Here is a 24,460-nt window from a genome sequence, read left to right as displayed (position 1 = left end):
TTATCGCAGTTCGGTGGCCGGGCTGGCGGCGGGCCTGTCACCCGTTCGGGCCAAAGACGCGAGTCAACAACGCGCGGCCCACCGGGTGCTGCGGCAGCCAGTCGGCGTGCGCCGGGTCGCGCAGCACCATGGCCAGCATGCCGCAGCGTTCGTCGCAGGCCTGGCGCAGCAGCTCGGCGGCGCGGTCCACCTCGCCCAGCGCGGCCAGTGAAGCGGCATACAGCGTGGCCTCGCCGGTGCTGGTGCGCGCACACATCAGCGAGGCGTCGATGATGTCCAGTGCCGCTTCGCGCTGGCCCAGGCGCGCCAGCACGAAGGACGAGATGGTCCAGACGTAGGGCGGCGTGTCGTGGCCTTCGATCAAGCGCAGCGTCGGCGCAGCCAGCGCTGGCTCCGGCGCCACCATGGCCCGCATGGACAGTGCAAACGCGCCGATCAGCAGCTGGCCCGGGTGGTCGGCCACGGCAGCGTCGGCCTCGGCCAGCGCTTCGGCGCCGTGTCCGGCCTGCACCAGCGCCCGGGACAAGGACATGCGCAGCATCAGCGAGTGCGGCGACTGCTGCCGGGCCCGGCGCAGCTGCTCGACGGCCAGCGCCGGTCGGTCGGTGAACAGCAGGTGGCGGGCGTGCAGCAGCAGCGTGTCCGGATCGTTGGCGCCAATTTTCAGTGCGCGCGCATGGGCCACCTCGGCATCGGCAAAACGCCAAGCCATGTCCAGCAGGCAGCCGCGGGCGGCGTCCAGGCCGGGCGTGGCGGGATCGCGCGCCGCGGCATCGTCCAGCGCCTGCAGCCCTTCGGCAACCGCTGCGTCGGTGTCGGACTGGCCCCAGCCGATGGCGGCAGCCAGCGCGTCGCCCAGTGCCACTGCGGCCGGCGTGTAGTCCGGGTGGGTGCTCAGCAGCTCGCGCAGCAGTGCGATGGCCCGGCCCAGGGCCTCCGGCGTGCGCTGCTGGGCCAGCTGGCGCGCGTGGATGTAGGCGTCCAGCGTGCTCGCGGAAGGCTGGGCCGGGCGCGTCGCGGGGCCTGTGGGCAGCGCGGTTTCGCTGCTGAGCCGGTAGCCTGTGCCGTAGACCGACTCGATCTGCCAGCCATGCGGGGCCAGCGCCTGCCGCAGCCGGCTGATGCAGCGCGCCAGGCTTTCGTCGGACATGTCCCCGCCGCGCCAGGCCACGGCCGCGAAATCGTTTTTCGCGACCACGGCCGGCTGTCGCTGCAGCAGCAGCGACAGCGCCGCGCGCTCCTTGGGCGGCAGGCGCAGCGGCTGGTCGCCGAGCTGGGGGAAACCAGCAGTGTCCAGGGTCAAGGTGTCGGCAGGCATGGCAGGAAAACTGGCGGGCAGGGCGTGTCCGTCATGATCTGGTCAAGATTGCCACAAGCCGGGCTTCTAGCATCCAGGCTTCTTTCTGATTGTTTCGGAGCCATTTCATGAAACGTTCTCTGCAAGTCCTGGGCGCGGTGTTGGTCGGCTGGGGCATGCTGGCTGGCAGCAGCTGGGCGGCTGGCCCTGTTGCCACCCAGCTGGCGGTGCCGACCGCCGCGGCCAAACAGGTGCTGATCGACACCGGCGCGCCCGGTGGCTGGTTCGGCTACTGGGGCTTCGACATCTACACCGAGCAGACCGTGGGCGCCCGCTTCACGGTGCCGGTGGACAGCGACTTCAAGCTCTCGCGCATCGGCATCTGGCTGATGAACAACTCCGACGTCGACCAGGCCAAGATCAAGCTGACCCTGCAGACCGACGCGCTGGACGAAGGCGGCGGCGAGAGCCTGCCCAGCGGCCACAAGCTGGAACACTGGACCGCACCGGTGGCCACTTTCGGCTGGACCCCCGTGCAGCAGTTCTTCAGCAGCGAAAAGACGCCGCGCCTGAAGGCCGGCCACAGCTACTGGGTGGTGGCCGAGTCCAAGGCCAAGGCGCTGAAGAACGCCGTGTGGGTCACCGCCGCCGAAGGCCTGCTGTTCACCAGCACCACCTACCAGGGCGCCTGGCAGACCGGCGGCGAAGGTGCCGCACTGACGCTGAGCGTCGACGCCAAGCCCGTCGCCCCGAAGTGATGCGCGGCTGAGGCGGGGGTCGCCCGGCCGGGGTGCGCGGGTTCACAATGGGCCATGCCCGCCTCACCGCCAGCCTCGGCAGCCCCGTCTGCTCCCGCCGACCCTGAGCGCGCGCCGCCTGGCGCCGCCGAACCGCCGCGGCCCGAGGCCGCCGTCAGCCATCCGGTGGCCGACGCTGCAGCCTGCGAAGGACCCGGCCCCTGGCCCGTGCGCCTGCTGGGCCGCGACTGGGTGCTCTGGCGCGACGCCACAGGCCACCTGCGCGCAGCCCCTGACCAATGCCCACACCGTGGCGCGCAGCTCTCGCTGGGCCGCGTGGCCGCTGGTGAATTGCAGTGCCCGTACCACGGCTGGCGTTTTGCCGGCAACGGCCATTGCGTTGCGGTGCCGGCCGTGCCCGGGTTTGTGCCGCCCGCCTCGCACCGCCTGCACTGCGCCAGCCTGGCCGAGGCGCGCGGCCTGGTCTGGCTACGGCCGGACGGCGGGCCGGTCCAGCTGCCCAGCTTCGACGCCGAGGCGGACGCCGGCCTGCACCGCCTGAACGTCGGTCCTTTCGACGTGGCGGCCAGCGCGCCGCGCATCGTCGAAAACTTCCTGGACCTGGCGCACTTCGGCCTGGTGCATGCAGGCTGGCTGGGCGACGCCGAGCACCTGCAGGTGCCGGACCACCAAGTCGAAATCGTGCCGGCCGACGCTACCACGGGCCGCGCCGAAGCCTTGCGCATCAGCGGCTGCAAGGCTTGGCAGCCGCGTGCCCATGAAGCCGCTGCCGAGGGCGCCTGGGTCGACTACGTCTACCACCTGCCCGCGCCGTATGCCGCGGTGCTGGAGAAGGTGCCCGCACTTGACGACGGTCACCGCGAGGCCATCGCGCTGCTGATCTGCCCGCTGGACGAGGAACGCAGCCGCGTTTGGTTCCGTCTCGCGGTGCCAGCAGAAGGCGGCGTGTCGCCCGAGCGCGAGGCCGCGTTGCGCGAGTTTCAGCAGGCCATCTTCCTGCAGGACCGGCCCGTGCTCGAATCCCAACGCCCGCGCCGCCTGCCGCTGGGCCTGACCGACGAAGGCCGCATGGCACGTGAAGTGCACAGTGCGGCCGACAAGGCTTCCGCCGCCTACCGGCGCTACCTGCGCCGCCACCTGATCACCTTTGGAGTCTGCTGATGCCAGCCGTTCCTGCTGTTGCCGCTGCCGCCCCGTCCGTTCCGCTGGACGACACGCTGTTCGACCGCATTCCGCGCGCCGCGCTGCCGGCGCTGCTGGCCCGCATGCCCAAGGCCGAACTGCACATCCACATCGAAGGCTCGCTGGAGCCCGAGCTGATCTTCAAGCTCGCGCAGCGCAACCAGGTGGCCCTGCGCTACGCCAGCGTCGAAGCGCTGCGCCAAGCCTATGCCTTCACCGACCTGCAGAGCTTCCTGGACATCTATTACGCCGGCGCCAGCGTGCTGCTGCAGGAGCAGGACTTCTACGACATGGCCTGGGCCTACTTCGAGAAGGCCAAGGCGGACAACGTGGTGCATGCCGAGCTGTTCTTCGACCCGCAGACCCACACTGCCCGCGGCGTGGCCATGGAGACGGTGATGCGCGGCCTGTCGCGCGCCTGCAATGACGCGCACGACCAGCTGGGCGTCAGCGGCGCGCTGATCCTGTGCTTCCTGCGCCACCTCAGCGAGGAAGATGCGTTTGCCACGCTGGAGGAGGCAGAGCCCTTCCTGGAGCTGTTCATCGGCGTGGGCCTGGACAGTTCCGAGCGCGGCCATCCTCCCGGGAAGTTCGAGCGTGTGTTCGCCCGCGCGAAGGAACTGGGCCTGCACCGCGTGGCCCACGCTGGCGAGGAAGGTCCGGCCGCGTATGTGCGCGACGCGCTGGACCTGCTGGGCGCGCAGCGCATCGACCACGGCGTGCGCAGCATCGACGATCCGGCGCTGATGCGCCGCCTCGCCGCCGAGCAGATCCCGCTCACCGTCTGCCCGCTGTCCAACCTGAAGCTTTGCGTCGTGGGCACGCTGGCCGATCACCCGCTGCCCGCACTGCTCGCCGCCGGCCTGGTCGCCACCGTCAACTCCGACGACCCCGCCTACTTCGGCGGCTACCTGAACCAGAACTACCTCGAAACCTTCGAGGCCTTGCCGCAACTCGGCCCCCGCGAGGCCTACATCCTGGCCCGCAACAGCTTCGACGCCAGCTTCGTCAGCGACCTGCGCAAGGAGCGCTGGACGGAGATGCTGGATGCGGTTTTTGTGGAGGCGGCGAATTCGGGGGCGTGAGCCTCAAGCAGCTGGCAACTGTCCTTCGGGTAGGTGGGGTAGCGGCGGCCTTCGGGGGCGCGCGCGGTAGGGGCCGCATGCAGCCTGAGAGCTACCGATCTTGTATCCTCCGCCCAAGCGCACAGCGCAACAAGAAAAACAACGGCATCTCTTAAATGTGTACACAGAGGCCGGATTGCCGTTGGTCCGGAGGAGGGAAATCATGAAATTCGCGACACGTGCGCGCTTGGCCCTGGCTTCGGCTGCGGCAGGCCTGTTGGCTTCGTTTGCATTGGTACAACCCGCACCGGCGCTCGCTGGCAAGACCTCCAATCCTGCCACCGGGGTTCAAGCCAGTTGGGCATGGCAGTCACTGGGCGGCAGCATTGGCTTGGCCGGCATGGAGACCTTGGTGGTGGATGGCGCCACTGAGGTTTTTGTCAGTTCGCACGACAGCTGGCATGTCCTGCGCGGCCAGCCCGGGGACCTTTCCAAGGGGCTGTTGCAGGTCTTTGTGTCCGAGCCAATGCATGGCCTCATGAGTCTGGTGTTGGCCAACGGACCGAGTGGCCAGAAACTCGTCGTGGCGGCATTGGGCGACGGCACGTTGGTGATCTACGACGCCGTCACCAAGGCAAAACTCTCGACACAGCCAGGCCGTTGCTACAACCCTAAGCTGGAAGAGGCCGGGCTCAGGGTGCTCAAGGCGGCAGACCTGAATGGCGATGGCGTGGATGAATACATCTCGCTGTGCAACGACGGCAAGTTGGTGGCTGAGGGTCCGGCCTATGCAGGGTGGAGCCTGAAGAGTGTCGGAGGCTACGAGCTGGCCGTCGGCCAGATGGACGGCGATGCCGCGATGGAAATCGTGTCTAGCTCGGGCAAGGTGATCGACGCCGACACGCACCAAGTGCAGTGGAACTATTCCAAGGGTTTCGGCGACGTGCTGGCAATCGACTCGGATGGTGACGGTCGCGCTGAGTTGATCTCGGTCACGAGTGATCGGCTCAGCGTCTACGATGTGGCGAAGAAGGCTGGACAGTGGTGGCTTGCCTTGACGGATGTTGAGGCTGTCGGGCAGGGCGATCTGGATGGCGACGGCGTGCCGGAGGTCCTGGTGGGCAGTGCGCAAGGCACCGCTGTGCGCGCCTTCAGTCTTGTCGCCAGGAAATCGATCGGATTGATCCAAGCGCCCGAGTCCGGGACGATGGCGATCACCGTGGCGGACGTGAATGGCGATGGCGTCAAGGACCTGCTCTGGAGTTCCGGTGGCAATTCCAGCAGCGGCCCCTATCGCTTGCACCTCGGAGATTGGCAGAGTCAGTCCATTCGCTGGCAGACGGTGGACCTCCACGGACCTTTCATCGGGCCTGTTGTGGGTGATCTGGACGGTGACGGCGTGCCCGAAATCGTGATGGCCTCGACCAGCTCCGATAGCTACGGCGGGGGGCGCCTGGTGGTGTTCGACAGCGACAAGCTGAAAGTGCGGGCCATTTCGGACCCGCTGGGTGTTTCCTTCCAGATCTCAGACATCAAGCTGCGCGATCTCGATGGCACAGGCAGGCTGAAGATCGTGGTCGCGGGTGGCGATGGCATTCAGGGGCAGCTCAGGGCCTACAACTTCAAAGCCAACAGCAGCTTCAAGCTCGTGATGAGCAATGTCGATGCCGGTGCGCCAAGCGGCACATTCCGCGCGCTTGAGGTCGCGGACGTCGATGGGGATGGGGCCGTTGAAGTGCTGGTTGCGGGTAATGGCGGGACCGTGGTCGCCTACGATCCCGCCACGGGGCAGCGGCGCTGGAGCATCCAGACCGAAACGTCCGCCACCTTGGATCAGCTCTTCGTCAGTGATGTGGATGAGGATGGCACCCAGGAGCTGGGCGTGTTGTCTTCGGGAGCTCGCACGCTGTATTTTTATGACGGCAAGACCCATGCACTGAACGGCTTGGTCGGATGGTCCACACTGAGTTCCGCTGCCTTGTCAGGTACGACGCACCTGGTGACCGGCGGCAGCGACGGCAAGGTGACCGAACTGGCCTATTTCCAGGCCCAGTTTCCCCAGGTGCAGCAGTTCACCGTGCCGGGTGGTGCCGTGAGCGGTTTGGTGGTCGCACCTGGCGGATCCTGGTGGGTGGCTTCTGGTGGCCAGCTGCGCCAGTATGTGGATCAGACGCTCAAGTTTGAGACCGTCAACTACGGCATCGGCCAAGCGCGTCAAAGCGTGGTCAGCGTGCCGGGGCGAAAGATGGTTTTCACCACCGGCCCGTACGGTATTCTCGGTTTCAAGACCAACTTGAACTGAGCCTGGGACTGGCCTTGCAGGCCAGTCGTGTGGGTCTTTGAAGGCCGCGCAGCCAAATCGCGTGGCCTTTTCACTTTCAGAACATTGCCTTGAACTGCGCCCCCCAGGTGCGCGGCTCGTTCACGAAGCCGGTCAGGTTGTTGAAGTCGATGGCGCCGTTGACGACGACACGGTTGGTGATGTTGCGGCCGAACGCGGCGAGTTCGTACTTGCCGTTGTCCCAGATGTAGCCCAGGCGCAGGCCGCCGGTGGTCAGGGGCTTGCCGGTGAACTCGGGCGATTCGTACAGGAAGAAGTTGACCTTGCTGCGGTAGGTCCAGTCGGTGTAGGCGTAGAACTCGCCGCTGGCCGTGGGGATGCTGTAGCGCAGGTTGGCGTTGGCCACGTACTTCGGGGCCTGCGGCAGCGGGTTGCCGTCGATGAAATAGACCGTCTTCTTGCTGCCATCTGGCAGGGTGACCTCGGTGGACGGATCTGTGGGCGTGCATTGGGCGCAGCCACCAACGACCAGGTCCTTGTCCTTGATCTTCGTGACGTTGACGCTGCCGCTCAGGCCCAGCAGCAGGTTCTCACTGAGGTAGGCGTCCAGCGTGAATTCCACGCCCTGGCCCATGGCCTTCTTGGCGCTTTCCAGCACGGTGGAGTTGGCGTTACCGCCCACCACGGTGAGCTGCTGGTGCTTCACGTCGTAGTGGAAGACGTCCGCGGTGACGCGGGCCCGGCGGTCGAACAACTCAGACTTCACGCCAACCTCGTACGAGGTGCTGGTCTCCGGTTCGGCCTTGGACATCGGGTTGAAGCCCGAGGCCGGCAGGATGCTGGCGCCGCGTACGCCGGTGGCAACGCGGCCGTAGAGGTTGGTGTTCTTGTCCATGGCCCAGCTCAGGGCGACGTCGCCGGTGACCTTGCTGCTGGAGACCTCGTCGCTCAGACCCTCGCTCACGTCGAAGTTGGGCACCGTGCCTGGGTCGGTAGAGAGCTTCTTCTTGTCGTGGGTGTAACGCAGGCCGGCGCGCAGCGAGAGGTCCGGCGCGAGCGCATAGTTGACCGAGCCGAAGGCCGCGTAGGCATTGTTGCTCTGCGTGGTGGGAGACGAACTGGTGAAGGCCCCGCCGGCGGTCGAGTCGTAGTTGTACGAGGTCATCCGGAAGGTTTCGCGGAAGAAGTACAGGCCGGCCTGCCAGCTGAGTGGGCCTGGCTTCGTGGACTCCAGCCGCAGTTCCTCGGAGAACTGGCGGTGGCCGCTCAGGCCGTCGGCCGTCTCGCTGGGGAACAGGATCAGCCCGGGACCCGAACTGGGCAGGAAGGACGCGCCGTAGCCGCCGTCCACGTCGCCGCGGCTGTACGAGTGCACCGTCTCCAGGCCGGTGATCGAGTGCAGCTTCACGCCGTCCAGCGCCCAGGTCAGGTGCGCGTTGGCACCGATGCTGGTCAGCTTCTGCTCGTTCTTGCCGTCCAGGTAGACCTTCTTGATGTCGAAATCGTCGACCAGGTCGTTGCTGCCCTTCTGGATGATGTTGGCGCGGAACAAGCGGGCGCTGCCATTCAGGTCGCGGGCATGCACGTTGAACAGCGCGGTGAAGGGCGTGCCGGCGCCGTAGAGGAACTGGGCGCGGGCGGCGCGGTCGTCATAGCCTTCGAGCTTGTGCGTCTGCTGCAACTCGGCCGGGGCCTCGTTGGTGACCCAGTCGTCGCGGTGCTGGACCTGCACCGAGAAACGGGACTGCCACTGGTCCGACAGCGGCGCGTTGACGGCGCCTTCGAGGTTCACCGTGCCATACGTGCCGTAGCTGATGCTGCCGTAGCCGCCGAAACCCTTCTGCGGCTTGACCGAGTCGATCTTGACCACGCCGGCCGGCGTGTTGCGGCCGAACAGCGTGCCCTGCGGGCCGGCCAGCACTTCCACGCCCTCGACGTCGAAGATCGGGAAGCCCTTCAGGATCGGGTTCTCCTGCACCACGTCGTCCAGCACCAGCGAGACCGGCTGCGAGGCGTTGAGCCGGAAGTCGGTGTTGCCGTAGCCGCGGATGTAGAAGCGCGGAAAGGCCCGGCCGAAGGACGATTCGATGTTCAAGCTGGGCACGCGGCCAGACAGCATGCGCAGGTCCTCGCCGCTGGAGTTCAGCACGTCCAGGGTTTCGCCGCGCAGCGTGGAGACGGCCATCGGCACGGTCATGACGCTCTCGGCGCGGCGCTCGGCTGTCACGGTCACGGTTGCCAGCTTGCCGGCCTCGCCGGGCGCCGGGCTGGCCTCCTGTGCGCGCAGGGCCTGGGCGGGCGCCAGTGCGGCGGCGAGTGCCAGGCAAAGCGGCGAGAGGCGGGGAATGAAGGTGGGCTTCGATGACATGGCGGCTTGTGAAGTAGTTGTGCCGCCATGCAAAGCAACGCATATGCCACCGGCGTGCCGCTCTCGGCACGCTTGCATTCGGTTGCGCTTGTCATCCAGCCGCGCCGGTGGGCGGGGGCTGCCGCGATCGGTCGCTTCAGGGCGCCGGCACGCCGCGCTGCCACTGCGCCCAGTTCGCCACGATGTCGCGCACCAGCGTGCCGCCAACGATGGCCAGGTTCTGCGTGGCCGGCACGAAGCCGCCGGTGGCGCCGGTGGTCGAGGCCAGCAGCGATTGCTGTGCGGTCTGGCCCGGGTGCGGCCGGTCGAAATTCGACGCGGTGCGCAGCACGGCAAGGCGCTTCAGGTCGACCTTGCCGGCCGCGGCGGCGCGTTCCAGCGCGTTGCGCGTCGCGTTGTCTTCCTGCTGCGTGGTGCAGTAGGTGCCGGCGCCGTCGGTCATCAGCTTGGTCCAGTCGCGGGCGTGCTGGCCCAGCTTGTCGCCATGCCACCAGGTGTCGCCGCCCAGCGTGTCGCACTGGATCACCGCCGGCGGCTGCGCGGCCGGGCCGGTCTTGTATTTGGCGCGGTAGGCCTGGGCCTGCGGGCTGTCCTGCAGCGCCACGCCCTTGCTCAGCGCCAGCGCCTTCTGCAGCAACGCCTCGTCCACGCGGGCGACTTCGGTGCGGTATTCCAGCTTGGGTTTTTCGCCCGGGCCCTTGGTCAGCACGCCGTAGTAGCCGCTCTTCCAGGACTTGGGCATCTCGCGTGCGTCGATCTCGTGCGCAATGCCCACGTCCACCAGCCAGCGCGCCCAGGCGGCGCTGCCCAGCGTGCCTTGCGCCGGGTCGATGCCGGCAATGCCGGCGATCAGGAAATACGTTTGCCGCAGGTCGAAGCGCGGATCCAGCGTCACGGCCAGCACCGAGGCCGCGGCGTTCGAGTGGCCCATGCCGGTGGTCAGCAGGCACACGTCGTCGGCGCTGCAGCGCAGGGCCGGGTAGTCGGGCGACAGGCCGGGCACGGTGATGGCCTGGTCCAGCGCGAAGGGCTTGATCCAGGGTTCGGCCTCGGGACCGAACATGCTGATCACCAGCGCCTTGACCTTGCGCGCGCCGCTGTCGGCGCCGGTGATCTTCGTGCTCACCGAGGTCAGCGGCGACTGCCAGGCTTTCAGGAAGGCCAGCGTCACGGCAGCTTCGTTGGCCTCGGCCAGGCCGCTGGCGAACATCGCGCCCACGTCGGCGTCAAACGCTTCGGCGCCGGCCAGGTCGCTCAGGCTGCGAAAGGCGATGTAGGGCACCTGGTTCACATAGGCCACGTGGGCGAGCGCCGCGGTCTCCATCTCGAAGGTCTGGGCCTGCAGCGTGTCGAACAGGTAGCGGCGGTACTGCGCATTGGCCAGGAACACCGGGGCCGACACGCCGCGGCCGCCCACCAGCAGGCGCGGCTGGGTCTTCATGCAGAGTTTGGGGTCCAGCGAGCCGTCGGCCTGTTTCGCGCGCGGGCCGCAGCGCTGCAGGTCCGGCTTCAGGGACTTGGCCACCGCCAGCATCGCCGGGTCCACCGGGTAGTCGAAGCGGTACTCGCCGGCTGGTGCGTTGGCGGCGTTCAGCGCGTAGGTCTCGCGCATGAACAGGCCGGTCTGCACGCTGCCGCCCGCGCCTTGCAGCGCGAACGGCGGCACTGTCTTGCCGTCCGGTTGCGCCAGCTTCAGGCCCAGGCAGGAGACGTCACCCTGCGCGCCGCACGGCGAAGGCAGCTTCTCGTCGCCATTCCAGAAGACTTCCATCGGCATGGCCCAGCGGTCCGGCACGGTCACGTCACCCACGTGGTTGGCGGGGTTCACGCCGCCGGCAATGCCGCTCATCACCAGCCGGTCAATGCGGAAGTGGTCCAGCATCTGCTGCGTGACCAGCGTCGAGTTGACGATGCTCACGCCGCTGAGCACGACGACCACACGGTGGCCTTCCAGCTCGCCCGTGGTGAAGCGCTTGCCTTCGATGGTCCAGGCCTGCGGCTGCTGCAGCTGGGCGAGCAGCAGATCGGCCTCGGCGCCGAAGGCCGAGACGATGCCGATGCGCGGCGTGCAGTCGCTCAGGCAGCGCGGGCTGTCTGCGGCAAACGCCGGCAGGCCGGTGAGCGCCAGCAGCGCTGCAGCGGCTGCAGTGCGCATCAGGAGAAGGGGCGAACGGAACAAGGCGGGCATGCGCAAAGGTTCAGGCACGGCAGGGCGCGGCCGTGTGACGCGAATCGAGGCGAGGGCTGGCGCAGCAAGCAGGCGCCGTACCAGCGCGGCGTTGGCAAGGCGACAATCCGGCACCGCGCGAGCTTATCGGCTGGCGCCGCCGTGCACCATCCTTCCCTCGCTGTTTGCTGCCTGTTTCAACTGCCATGGCTTCCTCGACCCGCGGCTCCGGCCTGTCGTCACTGTCCCGCCTGGTCTATTCGACCGAAGGCGGCCGCACCTGTCCGGACTGCAAGCAGGCGCTGGCCGATTGCCGCTGCGCAGCGTTGAAGGCTGCCGCAGTACCAGCCGGAGACGGCGTGGTGCGCATCTCGCGCGAAACCAAGGGCCGCGGCGGCAAGGCCGTCTCGCTGGTGCGTGGCGTGCCGCTGAATGCAGAAGACCTGGCCAAATTGGCCAAGGAACTGAAAGCCGCCTGCGGCAGCGGCGGCACGGTCAAGGACGGCGTGATCGAGATCCAGGGCGACCACGTGGCCCTTTTAATGCAGAAGCTCGAAGGCCGCGGCTGGAAAGTCAAGCGCGCCGGCGGCTGAACACACCAAGGTCGAACACCGCGCCGGCAGCCAGCGCCGGGCCGCCCCAAGCGGCTGGCGGACCCGCCCGGCGGGTGGTGCGCCGTACCCGGCGAACCGGGTGCACCATTACCGGAGGATCAGGTACAGCGCGCCCAGCATCAGCGCCCACTTGCCCACGTAGTAGGTGGTGCGCGAGCGGGCTTTCAGTGCCTTGCCGGCCAGGCGGATCTTGTAGCCGTAGAAGAACAGCTTGTTCAGCGTGCCGATGGGTTCGTCGTCGGTGTTGCGCGTGGCCGCTGCGGTCATCACCAGGCGGCCGAACAGGCGGTTGAACCAGCGCATGGGCGCCGTGTGCACCGGGCGCTCCACGTCGCAGAACAGGATCACCCGCTGCTGGTCGGTGGTGTTCTCGGCGTGGTGGATGAAGGTCTCGTCGAACATCACCGCCTCGCCGTCATGCCAGGCATGGCGCTGGCCGTCGACCTCGATGTAGCAACCGTCCGAGTTGGGCGTGAACAGGCCCAGGTGGTAGCGCAGCGAGCCGGCGTAGGGGTCGCGGTGGCGCACCAGCTTCGCGCCGGGCGGCAGCGAGGCGAACATCGCGGCCTTCACGCTCGGGATCTGCCTGAGCAGCTCGACGGTGCGCGGGCACATGGCCTGCGCCGAGGCCATGTCGGTGCCATACCACTTCAGGTAGAAGCGCTTCCAGCCGGTGCGAAAGAAGGAGTTGAAGCCGATGTCGGTGTGGCCGGTGGCGGCCTTGATGTGGCCGTCGTGGTTCAGCAGCAGCGCCTCGTCGCGGATCTCTTGCCAGTGCTCGCGCAGCGGTGCCAGTTCCGGGAAGTCCTGCAACGGCAGGTAGGGCGTGGCCGGCACGCGGGAGCTGAGGTACAGCAGCGCGTTGACGGGCGCCAGCAGCACCGTGAAGTCGGTCAGCGCACGCGACAGCTTGAAGCGCACGCGGCCACGGAAATGCGCGTACAGGGCAGAAGTGGCGAAGACGAACAGCAGCCAGTAGCGCAGCGGCGGTAGCCAGAGATGGGCCATGTTGAACGGGCCTGCGAGTCAGGTGCGCGCATCTTAAAAAACGTCGAATTTCCAGAACGACTGTGGGGTTGACCCGAATTGCGCCAGTGCGGCACTGCAGGGCCCGGAGTTGTGCCAGATCAAGGGCTGCGGCGCCAGGCCCTGCAAGATCGGCGCACATGACTTTCTTGCCGGCACCCATGCCCGTCTCCCCGCCCGGGGCATTGCCACTGCCAGGCCGCGTCACGGCCATCCGCGCAAGCGTGGTGGACGTGCGTTTCGAGGCCGGGCTGCCGCCGATCCGCACGCTGCTGCTCGCAGGCGAGCGTGGCGAGATTGCGCTCGAAGTGATGGCCCAACTGGATGCCTTGCGCGTGCGCTGCATTGCGCTGACCTCCACCCAGGGGCTGGCGCGCCACATGGCGGTGCACGACACCGGTGCGCCGCTGCAGGCGCCGGTCGGGCCCGGCATCGTGTCGCGCATGTTCGACGTGTTCGGCCAGCCCATCGACCGCCTGCCCGCACCGGCCAACGTGCAGCGCCGCTCGGTGCATCGCGCACCGCCGCCCCTGAGCAGCCAGTCCACCCGCTCGGTGGTGTTCGAGACCGGCATCAAGGCCATTGACGTGCTGCTGCCGCTGGAGACCGGCGGCAAGGCCGGGCTGTTCGGTGGTGCCGGCGTGGGCAAGACGGTGCTGCTGACCGAGCTGATCCACAACATGGTGGGCCACCACGACGGCGTGAGCATCTTCTGCGGCATTGGCGAGCGCTGCCGGGAGGGCGAGGAGCTCTATCACGACATGCGAGAGGCCGGTGTGCTGCCCAACATGGTGATGGTCTTCGGCCAGATGAACGAGCCGCCCGGTGCGCGCTTCCGGGTCGGCCATGCGGCGCTGACGATGGCGGAGTACTTCCGCGACGACGAGCACCGCGACGTGCTGCTGCTGGTCGACAACATCTTCCGCTTCATCCAGGCCGGCTCCGAGGTCTCCGGGCTGATGGGACAGATGCCTTCGCGCCTGGGCTACCAGCCGACGATGGGCACCGAGCTGTCGGAGCTGGAGGAGCGCATTGCCAACACCGCCACCGGCGCCATCACCTCCATCCAGGCGGTCTACGTGCCGGCAGACGACTTCACCGACCCGGCGGCAGTGCACACCTTCTCGCACCTGTCGGCCTCCATCGTGCTCTCGCGCAAGCGGGCCAGCGAGGGTCTGTACCCGGCGATCGATCCGCTGCAGTCCAACTCGAAGATGGCCACGCCCGGCATCGTCGGCGCCGAACACTACCGGCTGGCACAGGAGATCCGGCGCACGCTGGCGCAATACGCCGAGCTGAAGGACATCATCGCGATGCTGGGGCTGGAGCAGCTGTCTTCCGAGGACCGCAAGGTGGTGGCCCGGGCGCGCCGGCTCGAACGCTTCCTGACCCAGCCCTTCTTCACCACCGAACAGTTCACCGGCATCGCCGGCAAGACCGTGGGCCTGAAGGACGCGCTGGACGGCTGCGAACGCATCCTGCGCGACGAGTTCAAGGACCATCCGGAAAGCGCGCTCTACATGATCGGCCGCATCGCCGAGGCCAAGGGCGAGCCGATCACGGTGCAGGCCTTGCCGGCGGAGGATGCGCATGCCGCTTGAACCCATGCGCCTGGAAGTGCTGCTGCCGTCGCGCGTGCTGCTGTCCAGGAGCGGCGTGACCCGCATCGTCGCCGAGATGGCGCAGGGCTCGTTCGGCATCCTGCCGCGCCGGCGGGACTGCGTGGCTGCGCTCACGCCTGGCATCCTCACCTTCGAGACGCCGGCAGACGGCGAGGTGTTTGTCGCGGTGGACGAAGGCGTGCTGCTGAAAGCCGGGCCCGAGGTCCGCGTCTCGGTGCGCCGCGCCATGCTGGGCCGTGACCTGGGCCAGCTGCGCGCCGCCGTCGAGCGCGAGTTCCGGGCCCAGGACGAAGAAGCCCTGCAACTCCGCACGCTGATGGCCAAGCTGGAGACCGCCTGCCTGACGCGGCTCTCCGGCCTGCAGGGGCTTGCCCGTGGCCGCTGATCGCGACAAGTCCCTGGCGGCGCAAGTGGGGGCGAAGGCAGATCGCAAACGCCGCGCCCGGCGCAGCGGTGAGCCGGGCGTCTGGACCGGGCTGGGCGCCATGGGCCTGATCGGCTGGTCCGTCGTGGTGCCCACGCTGCTCGGCGCGGCCCTGGGCATCTGGCTGGACGCGCACGATCCCGGGCGGCACCGCTGGACCCTGGCCTTGTTGGTGGCCGGCCTGGTGCTGGGCTGCGCCAACGCCTGGCACTGGGTGGCCCAGGCCGACCGCGCAATGCGCAAGGAAAACGAGGACCGATCCGATGCCGATGAATGAGGCCTGGACATGGCCGTCGTTGGCGATGGCCGGCCTGGCTGGCCTGGTGTTGGGCGGCTGCTTCTTCGGCAGCCTGTGGTGGACGGTGCAGCGCACGCTGAGCGTCCGGCGCCCTGCGCTGCAGCACCTGGCCGGCTGGCTGCTGCGCATGTTCCTCACCCCGCTGGGCTTCTACCTGGTGGGTGCCGGCCACTGGCAGCGGCTGCTGGCCTGCCTGGCGGGTTTCCTGGTCGCGCGCTTCATCGCCATTCGGCTGACGCGGCCACGCCCGCCCGGCATGGGCCACGAAGCGCTGGAGGCACGCCATGCGGCTCAGCCCTGACGAATGGATCTTCTGGCTGCACGGCTTCGTCAAGCTGAATGCCACCATCGCGTTCACCTGGCTGCTGATGCTGGTGCTCACGCTGGGCGCCTGGCTGGTGACGCGCCGCCTGAGCCGCGGGTTGCAGCGCTCGCGCTGGCAGAACCTGCTGGAGATCGTCGTGCTGGGCATCGTGCAGCAGATCGAGCAGGTCGGCCTGCGCCAGCCGCGGCGCTACCTGGCCTTCCTGGGCACGCTGTTCCTGTTCGTGGCCGCCGCGGCCCTGTTCACCATCCTGCCCGGCTACGAGCCGCCGACCGGCTCGCTGTCGACCACGCTGGCGCTGGCCTTGTGCGTCTTCGTGGCGGTGCCGCTCTACGGCATTCGCGACCAGGGCCTGCGCGGCTACCTCAAGTCCTACCTCGAGCCGACCGCGCTGATGCTGCCGTTCAACATCATCAGCGAGGTCTCGCGCACCCTGGCACTGGCGGTGCGCCTGTTCGGCAACATGATGAGCGGCGCGATGATCATCGCCATCCTGCTGACCATCACCCCCTTCCTGTTCCCTGTCCTGATGACGGCCCTGGGCCTGCTCACCGGCATGGTGCAGGCCTACATCTTCAGCATCCTCGCCGCGGTCTATGTGGCCGCAGCCACCCACGTCGGCGACTAGCCGGCACAAGGAGAAATCTCATGGACAGCATGACCATCATCGCGGTGGCCTCCATCGTCATTGCCGGCCTCACCACGGGCTTCGGCTGCATGGGCCCGGCCTTCGCCGAGGGCCGTGCAGTGGCCACTGCGCTGACGGCGCTGGCGCAGCAGCCGGATGCCTCCTCGACCATCACGCGCACGCTGTTTGTCGGCCTGGCGATGATCGAGTCCACCGCGATCTACTGCTTCGTGGTCTCGATGATCCTGATCTTCGCCAACCCGTTCTGGAACACCGCGATCGCCCATGTCGCCGGGAAGTGAGCCATGTTGATCGACTGGTTCACCGTGGGCGCCCAGGCGCTCAATTTCGTGATCCTGGTGGCGCTGCTCAAGCGCTTCCTCTACCAGCCTGTGCTGGACGCAGTGGACGCACGCGAGGCGCAGATCGCCAAGCAGCTCGCCGACGCCAAGGCCATCGCCCAGCAGGCCCAGGCGCAGCAGGACAGCTTTGCGCAGAAGAGCGCCGCGTTCGAGCGTGAACGGGCGGAACTGCTGGCGCAGGCCAGGCGCGAGGCCGACGCCGAGCAGGCCCGGCTGATCGCCGCCGCGCGCCAGGCCGCCGATGCGCTGAGCGCGCGCCGGCTCGACGCGCTGCACGAGCAGGCCGCCACGCTGGAAGCCGAGCTGCGCGACGGCGCCAGCCGCGAGGTCTTCGCCATCTCCCGCAAGGTGCTCGCCGAGCTGGCCTCGGCCGAACTCGAAGCGCTGGCCACCCGCGCCTTCATGCAGCGGCTGCAGGCGCTGGACGCGGCCGACCGGCAGGCGCTCGCCGCCGCGCTGGCCGTGCCCACGGCGGCACCCCGGCTGAGCAGCGCCTTCGCGCTTCCGGCGGCCCAGCGTGCCGAGATCCAGGCCGCATTGACAGAGACCTTTGGCGCCGTCACCGCGCTGCAGTTCGTCGTCGCGCCAGACCTCGTCTGCGGCCTCGAGCTGGTGGCCGGCGGCCAGAAGCTTGCATGGAGCATCGCGCAGCACCTGGACGGCATCGCACAGGTGCTCACCGACCTGCTGGCCCGCCAACAGCAGGGCGCGCGGCCGGAGGCAGCCGGGGCGGTGCAAGCTCAGGGCGCCGCATGAGCCCGCCGGGCCGCCCCAAGGGCGAAACCGAAGCGCGTCAGCGCGAAGGTCGTCCAGTGAACGCCGAAACCATCGCGCCGCGGCGTGCGGTCGAGCGGCTGTTCGCCGCCATGGCCGAGGCCAGGACGGGGCACGCGCCGGTGCTGGGCCTGAGCGAGGTTGGCACCGTCACGCACGTGGCCGCAGGGGTGGCCAGGGTGACCGGCCTGCCGAATGTCGCGTTCGATGAACTGGTCCGCTTTCCCGGGGACGTCTACGGCATCGCGTTCGACATCGACGAAGAAGGCGTGGGCGTGGTGCTGCTGGACGCGTACTGGCGCCTGCGTGCAGGCGATCCGGTCGAACGTACGGGCCGCGTGATGGACGTGGCCGTGGGCGAGGGCTTGCTGGGCCGCGTCATCGACCCGCTGTGCCGGCCGCTGGATGGCCTGGGGCCTGTGCGCGCCAGCAGCCGGCTGCCCGTGGAGCGGCCGGCCGCGCCCATCATGGAACGCGCTGCGGTGAGCATGCCGCTGCAGACCGGCGTCAAGGTCGTCGACGCGCTGATTCCCGTGGGCCGCGGCCAGCGCGAGCTGATCCTCGGCGACCGCCAGACCGGCAAGACGGCGATTGCCATCGACGCCATCCTGAACCAGCGCGGCAAGAACGTGCTGTGCGTGTACTGCGCGATCCGCCAGCGGGCCTCGGCGGTGGCCAAGGCGGTGGCCACGCTGCGCGAGCACGGGGCGCTGGACTACACGGTGGTGCTTGTCTGCGAAGGCCAGCAGGCGCCGGGGCTGGCCTACATCGCGCCATATGCCGCCACCAGCATTGCCGAGCACTTCATGGAAGCCGGGCGGGATGTGCTGATCGTCTACGACGACCTCACCCAGCATGCCCGCGCCTACCGTGAACTGTCGCTGCTGCTGCAGCGGCCGCCCGGTCGCGAAGCCTTCCCTGGCGACATCTTCTACCTGCACGCCAGGCTGCTGGAACGCGCCACCCACCTGAGCGCCGAACGGGGCGGTGGCTCGCTCACGGCCTTGCCCATCGTCGAGACCGAGGCGCAGGACATGTCGGCCTACATCCCGACCAACCTGATCTCCATCACCGATGGGCAGATCTACCTGTCGCCCCGGCTGTTCGAGCTGGGCGTGCTGCCAGCGGTCGACGTGGGCCAATCGGTCTCGCGGGTCGGCGGCAAGGCGCAGCTGGGCAGCTTGCGCGCCGTGGCCGGGGACCTCAAGCTGGCCTACGCGCAGTTCGAGGAGCTGGAGACTTTCTCGAAGTTCGGCGCCCGCCTCGATGAGCGCAGCCAGCAGGTGATTGCGCACGGGCAGCGCATCCGCGCCTGCCTGAAGCAGGCGCAGGCCGATCCTTTGTCGGTGCCCGAGCAGGTGCTGATCCTGAGTGCCCTGACCGCAGGGTTGTTCGACACCGTGCCGGTGGCGCGCATGGCCGAGGCCGAGCAGGCCGTGCGGCACGCGGTGGCGGCCATGCCGCCTGCGCTGCTCGCAGGCCTGGCGCAGGCCGGTAAGCTGGGCGAGGGCGACGTCGCCGCGCTGGTCGCCCTCGCGCGCTCGGCCTTGCGGCCCTTCGCCGAAGCGGCGCCGTGACGGACTCGACCGCAGCGCTGCGCCACCAGATGGGCGCCGCCAGCGACCTGCAGTCCGTCGTGCGGACCATGCGGGCGCTGGCCGCCGCCAGCATCCGCCAGTACGAACAGGCAGTGCTGGCGCTGGCCGACTACCGGCTCACCGTGAACCAGGGCCTGGGTGTGTGCCTGCGGCAGATGCAGGCCTCCGAAGCTGCTGCGCCGGCGCGGCCAGGTCGCGAGGCAGCGGCGACAGGCCTGGTCGTCTTCGGCTCCGACCAGGGCCTGGTCGGGCAGTTCAACGAGGTGCTGGTCGAGCGTGTGTTGCAGGCGCTGCGGTCCGGGCCCGGCGCCTGTCCGGTGTGGGTGGTGGGTGAGCGGGCCAGGGCCTTGCTGGTGGACGCGGGTGCTTCGGTGGTGGGCACGCAGCCGGTGCCCGGTTCGGTCCAGGGCATTGCACCGCTGGTCGAGCGCCTGCTGCTGGCCACCGAGTCGCATCCGGGCCAGGTCGCATCGCCCCACATCCGGCTGTTCTTCAACCGGATGCGGGACGGTTCTGCGGTCGAGCCCACGGACGAAGCCCTGCTGCCGCTGGACGACGCCTGGCGCGCCGGGCTGCAGCAGCAAGCCTGGCCCACCCGGCGCCAGCCCGAGTTGGTCGGCGAGGGCGCTCCGGTGCTGCGGGTGTTGATTCGCCAGCACCTGTTCATCTCGCTTTTCCAGGCCTGCGCCGAATCCCTGGCAAGCGAAAACGCCAGCCGGCTGGCCGCGATGGAGCGGGCCGACAGGAACATCGAGGAACTGCTGGCCGGCCTGCGCGCCAGCTTTCACAAGCAGCGGCAGGACGCAATCGACGAAGAGCTGTTTGACCTGACCGCGGCCTTTGGCGCGCTGTTCGGCAAGCCGGTCGCCGCCGCGCCTGCGGGCTGAGCAGCCAGCCTCAGGCAACAATCCTGCGGTCTCTCAGCGCGGCGATCTGCGCCGCCGTGAGGCCGAGCTCGCGCAGCACCGCGTCGGTGTCCTCCCCCAGCCGCGGCGCGCTGCTGCGTACGCCGCCGGGCGTGCCCGTCAGCTTGGGCACGATGCCCGGCACTTCCAGCGTGTGGCCGTCGCGCGTGGTCTGCGAAAGCAGCATGTCGCGGGCGCGGAAGTGCGGGTCCTCGGCAATGTCTTTTGCGGTGTAGACCTTGCCGGCCGGCACGCTGACCTGGCCCAGCAGTGCCAGCACTTCGGTGGCCGTGCGCTGCTGCGCCCACAGCGCTATCGTGCGGTCCAGTTCCTCCACGCGGGCCACGCGGCCGGCGTTGTCCGCCAGCGCCGGGTCCGCCGCCAGGTCCGGCCGGCCGATGGCCTGCATCAGCCGCTTGAAGATGCTGTCGCCATTGCCGGCGATCAGCACGTAGCCGTCGGCGCAGCGGTAGGCATTGGACGGGGCGATGCCGGGCAGCGCGCTGCCACCGGCCTCGCGCACCGCGCCAAAGGCGCTGTACTCCGGCACCAGGCTTTCCATCACGTTGAACACCGCCTCGTGCAGCGCCACGTCCACCACCTGGCCGCGGCCCTGGTTCACATCGCGGTGGCGCAGCGCGGCCAGGATGCCGATCACGCCATGCAGCGCCGCCAGCGTGTCGCCAATCGACACGCCGCAGCGCACCGGCACGCGGCCCGGCTCGCCGGTCAGGTGGCGCAGCCCGCCCATGGCTTCGCCAATGGCGCCAAAGCCCGGCAGGTCGCGGTAAGGCCCGGTCTGGCCGTAGCCCGAAATGCGCAGCATCACCAGGCCCGGGTTCTGCGCCGAGAGGCTTTCGTAGTCCAGCCCCCAGGCTTCCAGCGTGCCTGGCCGGAAGTTCTCGACCAGCACGTCGGCCTCGGCGATCAGCTGCCGGGCAATCGCCTGGCCCTCGGCCTGGCGCAGGTCCAGCGCAATCGAGCGCTTGTTGCGCGACTGCACCTGCCACCAGACGGAGGTGCCGTCCTGCAGCAGCCGCCAGTTGCGCAGCGGGTCGCCGCTGCCCGGCGGTTCGATCTTGATGACCTCGGCACCGAAATCGCCCAGCGTCTTGGCGGCAAACGGCCCGGCGATCAACTGGCCCATTTCGACCGCGCGCAGGCCGTGCAGCGGGCCGGCAGGGTTGGAAGTGGCGGGGGCGGGAGACGAGGTGGTGGGTTCAGGCATGGCCGCCATTGTGCGAAGCGCAAGCCCGGGCTGGCATCCGCAAAGACGAGGGCTCACTTCGTGCTGGGCGAAAGCGCTATGCCCTTGTGCGGATGCCGCCGTCCGCGACACGCTTTAAGCTATGGCCAACCACCCCTTGTTGCATCGGAGACCCGCATGCCTGACGAAGCTGCGCCGTACACGCCCTACAACACCTTCAACAGCCGCCGCGCGCAGATGTTCCCGGCGCTGACCGATGCCGAGATCGAGCGCATCGGCCGCTTCGGCACGGTGCAGCACTATGCGCCCGGCAGCTGCCTGTTCACCGCGGGCCAGCCAGGCCCCGGCATGTTCGTGGTGCTGGCCGGCACCGTGGCCATCACCCAGCGCGACGGCCTGGGCCGCGTCACGCCCATCCTGTCGCAGGACCGCGGGCAATTCCTGGCCGAAGTGGGCCAGTTGTCGGGCCGGCCTTCGCTGGTGGACGGCCACGCCGAGACGCCGGTCGAGGTGCTGCTGATTCCGCCGGACCAACTGCGTGCCCTCATCATTGCCGAGGCCGACCTGGGCGAGCGCATGGTGCGCGCGCTGATCCTGCGCCGCGTCTCGCTGATCGAATCCGGTGGCAGCGGCCCGGTGCTGATCGGCGCGCCGAATTCGCCCGATGTGCTGCGCCTGCAAAGCTTCCTGAGCCGCAACGGCCAGCCGCACCATGTGGTCGACCCCGAGCAGGACGAAACCGCCAAGGCGCTGGCCGTGCAGTACGACGCCAAGGCCAGCGACGTGGTGGCCGTCTGCCCCAGCGGCGCGGTGCTGGTGAACCCCAGCGAAGGCGCGCTGGCGCGCTGCGCCGGTATGGTCAGCACGGAAGAATTCGACGAGGTGTTCGACGTGGCCGTGGTCGGCGCTGGCCCGGCGGGCCTGTCGACGGCGGTGTACGCCGCCTCCGAAGGCCTGCGCGTGGCCGTGCTGGACTGCAGGGCCTATGGCGGCCAGGCGGGCGCCAGCGCCCGCATCGAGAACTACCTCGGCTTCCCGACCGGCATCACCGGCCAGGCGCTGGCCGGGCGGGCCTATGTGCAGGCGCAGAAGTTCGGCGCCGAGATGCTGATCCCGTCTGAAGTGGCCTCGCTGGACTGCACCCGCGACCAGCCCGGCGGTGGCCTGGCCATCAGGCTCACCGACGGCCGGCGGCTGTGCGCGCGCACCGTGGTGATCGCCAGCGGCGCGCGCTACAAGCGGCCTGCGGTGCCGCGCCTGGAAGAGTTCGAGGGCCGCGGCATTTCCTACTGGGCTTCGGCGCTGGAGGCACGCATCTGCGCGAAGACCGAGGTGGCGCTGGTGGGCGGCGGCAATTCCGCCGGCCAGGCCGCCGTGTTCCTGTCGCAGCACGCCGCGCGCGTGCGCATGCTGGTGCGAGGCCCTGGTCTGGCGGCGACCATGTCGCGCTACCTGATCGACCGCATCGAAGCCACGCCCAACATCGAGCTGCTCGTCCGGACGGAGATCACCGAGCTGCACGGCGAACACTGCACCGGCCTGGAGGCCACCAGCTGGCGCCGGCGCAATGGCGGCGAGGTCGAAACCCATCCGGTGCGCAACGTCTTCCTGTTCGTCGGCGCCGAACCCGAAACGCGCTGGTTGGCAGGCTGCGACGTGAAGCTGGACCGGCATGGCTTTGTGCTCACCGGCCAGGGCACCACCTGCAAGATTCCCGGCCACGTGCCCGCCGCGCTGGAGTCCAGCATTCCCGGCGTGTTCGCGGTGGGGGATGTGCGCGCCGGCTCGGTCAAGCGCGTGGGCGGGGCCATTGGCGAAGGCGCCGCGGTGGTCGCGGCCATCCATCAGTACCTGTCCGGCACGCAGGCCGTCGCCTGAGTCGGGGCCTCAGCGCGCTTCGCGCCGCTGCTCGCGCAGCATGAACAGGTACAGGCTTTCGACCTTCTCGCGGGCCCACGGCGTCTTGCGCAGGAACTTCAGGCTGGAGCCGATGCTCGGGTCCAGCGCGAAGCAGCGCACCGGCACCTGCTCTGCCAGGCCTTCCCAGCCGAAGTAGGCGACCAGGGCCTGCAGCATGGCCTCCAGCGTCAGGCCGTGCAGCGGGTTTTTCGGCTGGCCGGGCGGCTTGCTCGGGGGCTGATCGGGCGGTGCGGCGGGTGCGTCTGACATGCGGCGATTCTCGCAGCCCGCTCAGCTCAGCCCGCCGTAGCGCTCGGTGCGGATGCTCGCCGCCGGCATGCCCAGGTCCACCAGCGCTGCGGCCACCGTCTCGACAAAGCCTGTCGCGCCGCATAGGTACCCGTCCTGCGGCTGCTGGCCCCACTGCTGCAGCGCAGTGGCCAGTGCGGCGCGGTCCAGCCGCTGCGAAAAGTCGCCGGCGCGCCGCGCCGGCTCGCGGGTGGTGACCGCTGTGAAGTGAAAGCGGGCATCCTGCGCCGCCATCGCGGCCAGCTCGTCGCGGTAGACCAGTTCATCCCAGGTCCTGGCGCTGTAGATCAGCAGGGTGTCGACGGGCGCCTGCGTGGCCGCGCGGTGGCGCAGCATGGCCATCAGCGGCGCAATGCCGGAACCACCGGCCACCAGCAGCAGCGGGCCGGGCTGGGTGACGCGCCAGACGAAGTGGCCGCCAATCGGCCCGCGCAGTTCCAGCACGTCGCCGGCAACCGTCACCTCGTGGAAATAGGGCGAGACCTCGCCGTTGTCCAGCCGCTCGATCAGCAACTCCATGCGCGGCGCGCCGGGCGCCGAAGCAATGGAGTAGCTGCGCCGCGCCTCGTAGCCGTCTTCCGCGACCAGCCGCAGGTCCACATGCTGGCCCGCCTGGTGCGGCGGCAGCGGGCTGTTCAGGAACAGGCTGAGCGCACGTGGCCCATGGCGCAGCACTTCGTCGACCGTCGCCTCCCGCCAGGGCGAGGCTGCAGGCGTGGGCACCGCGCTCACGGATCGTCCGAGAAGCGTTGCTCGCGCCATGGGTCGCCGTACATGTGATAACCGCGCAGCTCCCAGAAACCGGCCTCGTCACGCTCGGTGAACTTCAGGCCGTTGACCCACTTGGCGCTCTTCCAGAAGTACAGGTGCGGCACCAGCAGGCGCGCCGGGCCGCCATGCTCGGGCGCCAGCGGCTCGCCGCCAAAGTGCGTGGCAATCATCGCCTTGCCGCCGATCACGTCGGCCAGCGGCACGTTGGTGGTGTAGTCGTCGAAGGACTGGGCGAGCAGGAAGGGTGTGGGCGGCGTGATGCCGGCCGCGGCGAACAGGTCGTCCAGCGACACGCCCCGCCAGGCGGTGTTGAACTTGGACCAGGTCGTCACGCAGTGGATGTCGCCCTGCCACTCTGTCTGCGGCAGTGCCTGGAATTCGTCCCAGCTCCAGCTGGCCAGCGGCTTGGCGCCAGCCTTCAGCGTGAAGCGCCAGGTCGCCAGGTCCACACGCGGCGTAGGGCCAAAGGAGAGCACCGGGAAGTCCGGCGTCAGGTGCTGGCCAGGCGGCAGGCGCTTGGCGGTTTCGGCGCTGGGCCGCATCCCGAAGAATCCACGGGTGGCCATGGCAAGTCCTTTGTC

General features: G+C 68.9%; 23 protein-coding genes. 15 read left to right on the top strand and 8 right to left on the bottom strand.

What is annotated here, in order from left to right; all coding sequences use genetic code 11:
- Positions 1–37 precede the first annotated feature (37 nt).
- Positions 38–1,318, bottom strand: coding sequence for a winged helix-turn-helix domain-containing protein (locus LRH25_RS18530; protein ID WP_231011901.1), 1,281 nt, complete (start codon positions 1,316–1,318; stop codon positions 38–40).
- Positions 1,319–1,425: 107 nt separating this feature from the next.
- Between LRH25_RS18530 and LRH25_RS18525 the strand changes: the two genes are divergently transcribed.
- The 4 genes from LRH25_RS18525 to LRH25_RS18510 all read left to right on the top strand — a co-directional run bounded on the left by LRH25_RS18525 (position 1,426) and on the right by LRH25_RS18510 (position 6,603).
- Positions 1,426–2,055, top strand: a complete 630-nt coding sequence (locus tag LRH25_RS18525; protein ID WP_231011900.1) for a hypothetical protein — start codon at positions 1,426–1,428, stop codon at positions 2,053–2,055.
- A gap of 54 nt (positions 2,056–2,109) precedes the next feature.
- A complete protein-coding gene (locus tag LRH25_RS18520) occupies positions 2,110–3,216 on the top strand; it encodes a Rieske 2Fe-2S domain-containing protein (RefSeq protein ID WP_231011897.1) in 1,107 nt (368 codons plus the stop codon).
- Entirely contained in the window at positions 3,216–4,322 is a 1,107-nt protein-coding gene (locus LRH25_RS18515) for an adenosine deaminase (RefSeq protein ID WP_141289021.1), read from the top strand. The genes LRH25_RS18520 and LRH25_RS18515 overlap by 1 nt, the downstream gene beginning before the upstream one ends.
- Positions 4,323–4,524: 202 nt before the next feature.
- Positions 4,525–6,603 (top strand): FG-GAP repeat domain-containing protein, encoded by a 2,079-nt coding sequence (locus LRH25_RS18510; RefSeq protein WP_141289019.1) that lies wholly within the window; start codon positions 4,525–4,527, stop codon positions 6,601–6,603.
- Positions 6,604–6,679: 76 nt separating this feature from the next.
- Here the strand turns inward: LRH25_RS18510 and LRH25_RS18505 are convergent, their stop codons facing one another.
- Both LRH25_RS18505 and LRH25_RS32845 read right to left on the bottom strand, forming a co-directional pair.
- Entirely contained in the window at positions 6,680–8,950 is a 2,271-nt protein-coding gene (locus tag LRH25_RS18505; RefSeq protein WP_231011896.1) for a TonB-dependent receptor, read from the bottom strand.
- A 136-nt stretch (positions 8,951–9,086) separates the two neighbouring features.
- The gene (locus LRH25_RS32845) at positions 9,087–11,105 is read right to left on the bottom strand and encodes a phosphorylase family protein (protein ID WP_259374079.1); all 2,019 of its coding nucleotides are present in this window, start codon (positions 11,103–11,105) and stop codon (positions 9,087–9,089) included.
- Positions 11,106–11,323: 218 nt separating this feature from the next.
- Here LRH25_RS32845 and LRH25_RS18490 point away from each other — a divergent pair, with 218 nt between their 5' ends.
- Positions 11,324–11,710, top strand: coding sequence for a translation initiation factor Sui1 (locus LRH25_RS18490; protein ID WP_141288408.1), 387 nt, complete (start codon positions 11,324–11,326; stop codon positions 11,708–11,710).
- Positions 11,711–11,818: 108 nt separating this feature from the next.
- On the opposite strand, the gene LRH25_RS18485 is transcribed toward LRH25_RS18490, so the two are convergent.
- Positions 11,819–12,715 carry an aspartyl/asparaginyl beta-hydroxylase domain-containing protein gene (locus LRH25_RS18485; RefSeq protein ID WP_141288413.1) on the bottom strand — a complete coding sequence of 299 codons (897 nt, stop codon included), beginning with the start codon at positions 12,713–12,715 and terminating at the stop codon, positions 11,819–11,821.
- 203 nt (positions 12,716–12,918) lie between these two features.
- On the opposite strand from LRH25_RS18485, the gene atpD reads away from it, so the two are divergent.
- The 9 genes from atpD to LRH25_RS18440 all read left to right on the top strand — a co-directional run bounded on the left by atpD (position 12,919) and on the right by LRH25_RS18440 (position 19,675).
- On the top strand, positions 12,919–14,358 hold the full coding sequence (gene atpD / locus LRH25_RS18480; RefSeq protein WP_141288409.1) for a F0F1 ATP synthase subunit beta: 1,440 nt from the start codon (positions 12,919–12,921) through the stop codon (positions 14,356–14,358).
- Positions 14,348–14,764 carry a F0F1 ATP synthase subunit epsilon gene (locus LRH25_RS18475; protein ID WP_211361422.1) on the top strand — a complete coding sequence of 139 codons (417 nt, stop codon included), beginning with the start codon at positions 14,348–14,350 and terminating at the stop codon, positions 14,762–14,764. Before atpD ends, LRH25_RS18475 begins: the two co-directional genes overlap by 11 nt.
- A complete protein-coding gene (locus LRH25_RS18470) occupies positions 14,754–15,080 on the top strand; it encodes an AtpZ/AtpI family protein (RefSeq protein ID WP_231011892.1) in 327 nt (108 codons plus the stop codon). Before LRH25_RS18475 ends, LRH25_RS18470 begins: the two co-directional genes overlap by 11 nt.
- Positions 15,067–15,402 (top strand): ATP synthase subunit I, encoded by a 336-nt coding sequence (locus LRH25_RS18465; RefSeq protein WP_211361423.1) that lies wholly within the window; start codon positions 15,067–15,069, stop codon positions 15,400–15,402. The genes LRH25_RS18470 and LRH25_RS18465 overlap by 14 nt, the downstream gene beginning before the upstream one ends.
- Positions 15,386–16,054 carry a F0F1 ATP synthase subunit A gene (locus tag LRH25_RS18460; protein ID WP_141288411.1) on the top strand — a complete coding sequence of 223 codons (669 nt, stop codon included), beginning with the start codon at positions 15,386–15,388 and terminating at the stop codon, positions 16,052–16,054. The genes LRH25_RS18465 and LRH25_RS18460 overlap by 17 nt, the downstream gene beginning before the upstream one ends.
- Before the next feature lie 20 nt (positions 16,055–16,074).
- Positions 16,075–16,356: a F0F1 ATP synthase subunit C gene (locus LRH25_RS18455; RefSeq protein WP_141288412.1), complete on the top strand. Its 282-nt coding sequence runs from the start codon at positions 16,075–16,077 to the stop codon at positions 16,354–16,356.
- A 3-nt stretch (positions 16,357–16,359) separates the two neighbouring features.
- Positions 16,360–17,172 carry a F0F1 ATP synthase subunit B family protein gene (locus tag LRH25_RS18450; RefSeq protein ID WP_231011889.1) on the top strand — a complete coding sequence of 271 codons (813 nt, stop codon included), beginning with the start codon at positions 16,360–16,362 and terminating at the stop codon, positions 17,170–17,172.
- A 110-nt stretch (positions 17,173–17,282) separates the two neighbouring features.
- Positions 17,283–18,767, top strand: coding sequence for an alternate F1F0 ATPase, F1 subunit alpha (locus LRH25_RS18445; protein ID WP_231011918.1), 1,485 nt, complete (start codon positions 17,283–17,285; stop codon positions 18,765–18,767).
- A complete protein-coding gene (locus LRH25_RS18440; protein ID WP_231011888.1) occupies positions 18,764–19,675 on the top strand; it encodes a F0F1 ATP synthase subunit gamma in 912 nt (303 codons plus the stop codon). Before LRH25_RS18445 ends, LRH25_RS18440 begins: the two co-directional genes overlap by 4 nt.
- Positions 19,676–19,685: 10 nt before the next feature.
- On the opposite strand, the gene LRH25_RS18435 is transcribed toward LRH25_RS18440, so the two are convergent.
- Positions 19,686–20,921 carry a CaiB/BaiF CoA transferase family protein gene (locus tag LRH25_RS18435; RefSeq protein ID WP_231011887.1) on the bottom strand — a complete coding sequence of 412 codons (1,236 nt, stop codon included), beginning with the start codon at positions 20,919–20,921 and terminating at the stop codon, positions 19,686–19,688.
- Between the two features lie 156 nt (positions 20,922–21,077).
- Here LRH25_RS18435 and LRH25_RS18430 point away from each other — a divergent pair, with 156 nt between their 5' ends.
- Positions 21,078–22,778, top strand: a complete 1,701-nt coding sequence (locus LRH25_RS18430) for an FAD-dependent oxidoreductase (RefSeq protein WP_231011886.1) — start codon at positions 21,078–21,080, stop codon at positions 22,776–22,778.
- A gap of 9 nt (positions 22,779–22,787) precedes the next feature.
- Here LRH25_RS18430 and LRH25_RS18425 read toward each other — a convergent pair whose 3' ends face one another.
- Genes LRH25_RS18425 through LRH25_RS18415 form a run of 3 tightly spaced genes read right to left on the bottom strand, consistent with a single transcriptional unit; the run spans position 22,788 to position 24,445 of the window.
- Positions 22,788–23,069, bottom strand: a complete 282-nt coding sequence (locus LRH25_RS18425; RefSeq protein WP_141289042.1) for a VF530 family protein — start codon at positions 23,067–23,069, stop codon at positions 22,788–22,790.
- Between the two features lie 21 nt (positions 23,070–23,090).
- The gene (locus LRH25_RS18420; protein WP_211361455.1) at positions 23,091–23,840 is read right to left on the bottom strand and encodes a ferredoxin reductase; all 750 of its coding nucleotides are present in this window, start codon (positions 23,838–23,840) and stop codon (positions 23,091–23,093) included.
- Positions 23,837–24,445 (bottom strand): sulfite oxidase-like oxidoreductase, encoded by a 609-nt coding sequence (locus tag LRH25_RS18415; RefSeq protein ID WP_141289040.1) that lies wholly within the window; start codon positions 24,443–24,445, stop codon positions 23,837–23,839. Before LRH25_RS18415 ends, LRH25_RS18420 begins: the two co-directional genes overlap by 4 nt.
- Positions 24,446–24,460: the final 15 nt, after the last annotated feature.

This window comes from Ideonella azotifigens (genome assembly GCF_021043325.1).
Classification (GTDB): Bacteria; Pseudomonadota; Gammaproteobacteria; order Burkholderiales; family Burkholderiaceae_C; genus Ideonella; species Ideonella azotifigens.
This window is presented reverse-complemented; position numbering and strand designations above follow the sequence as displayed.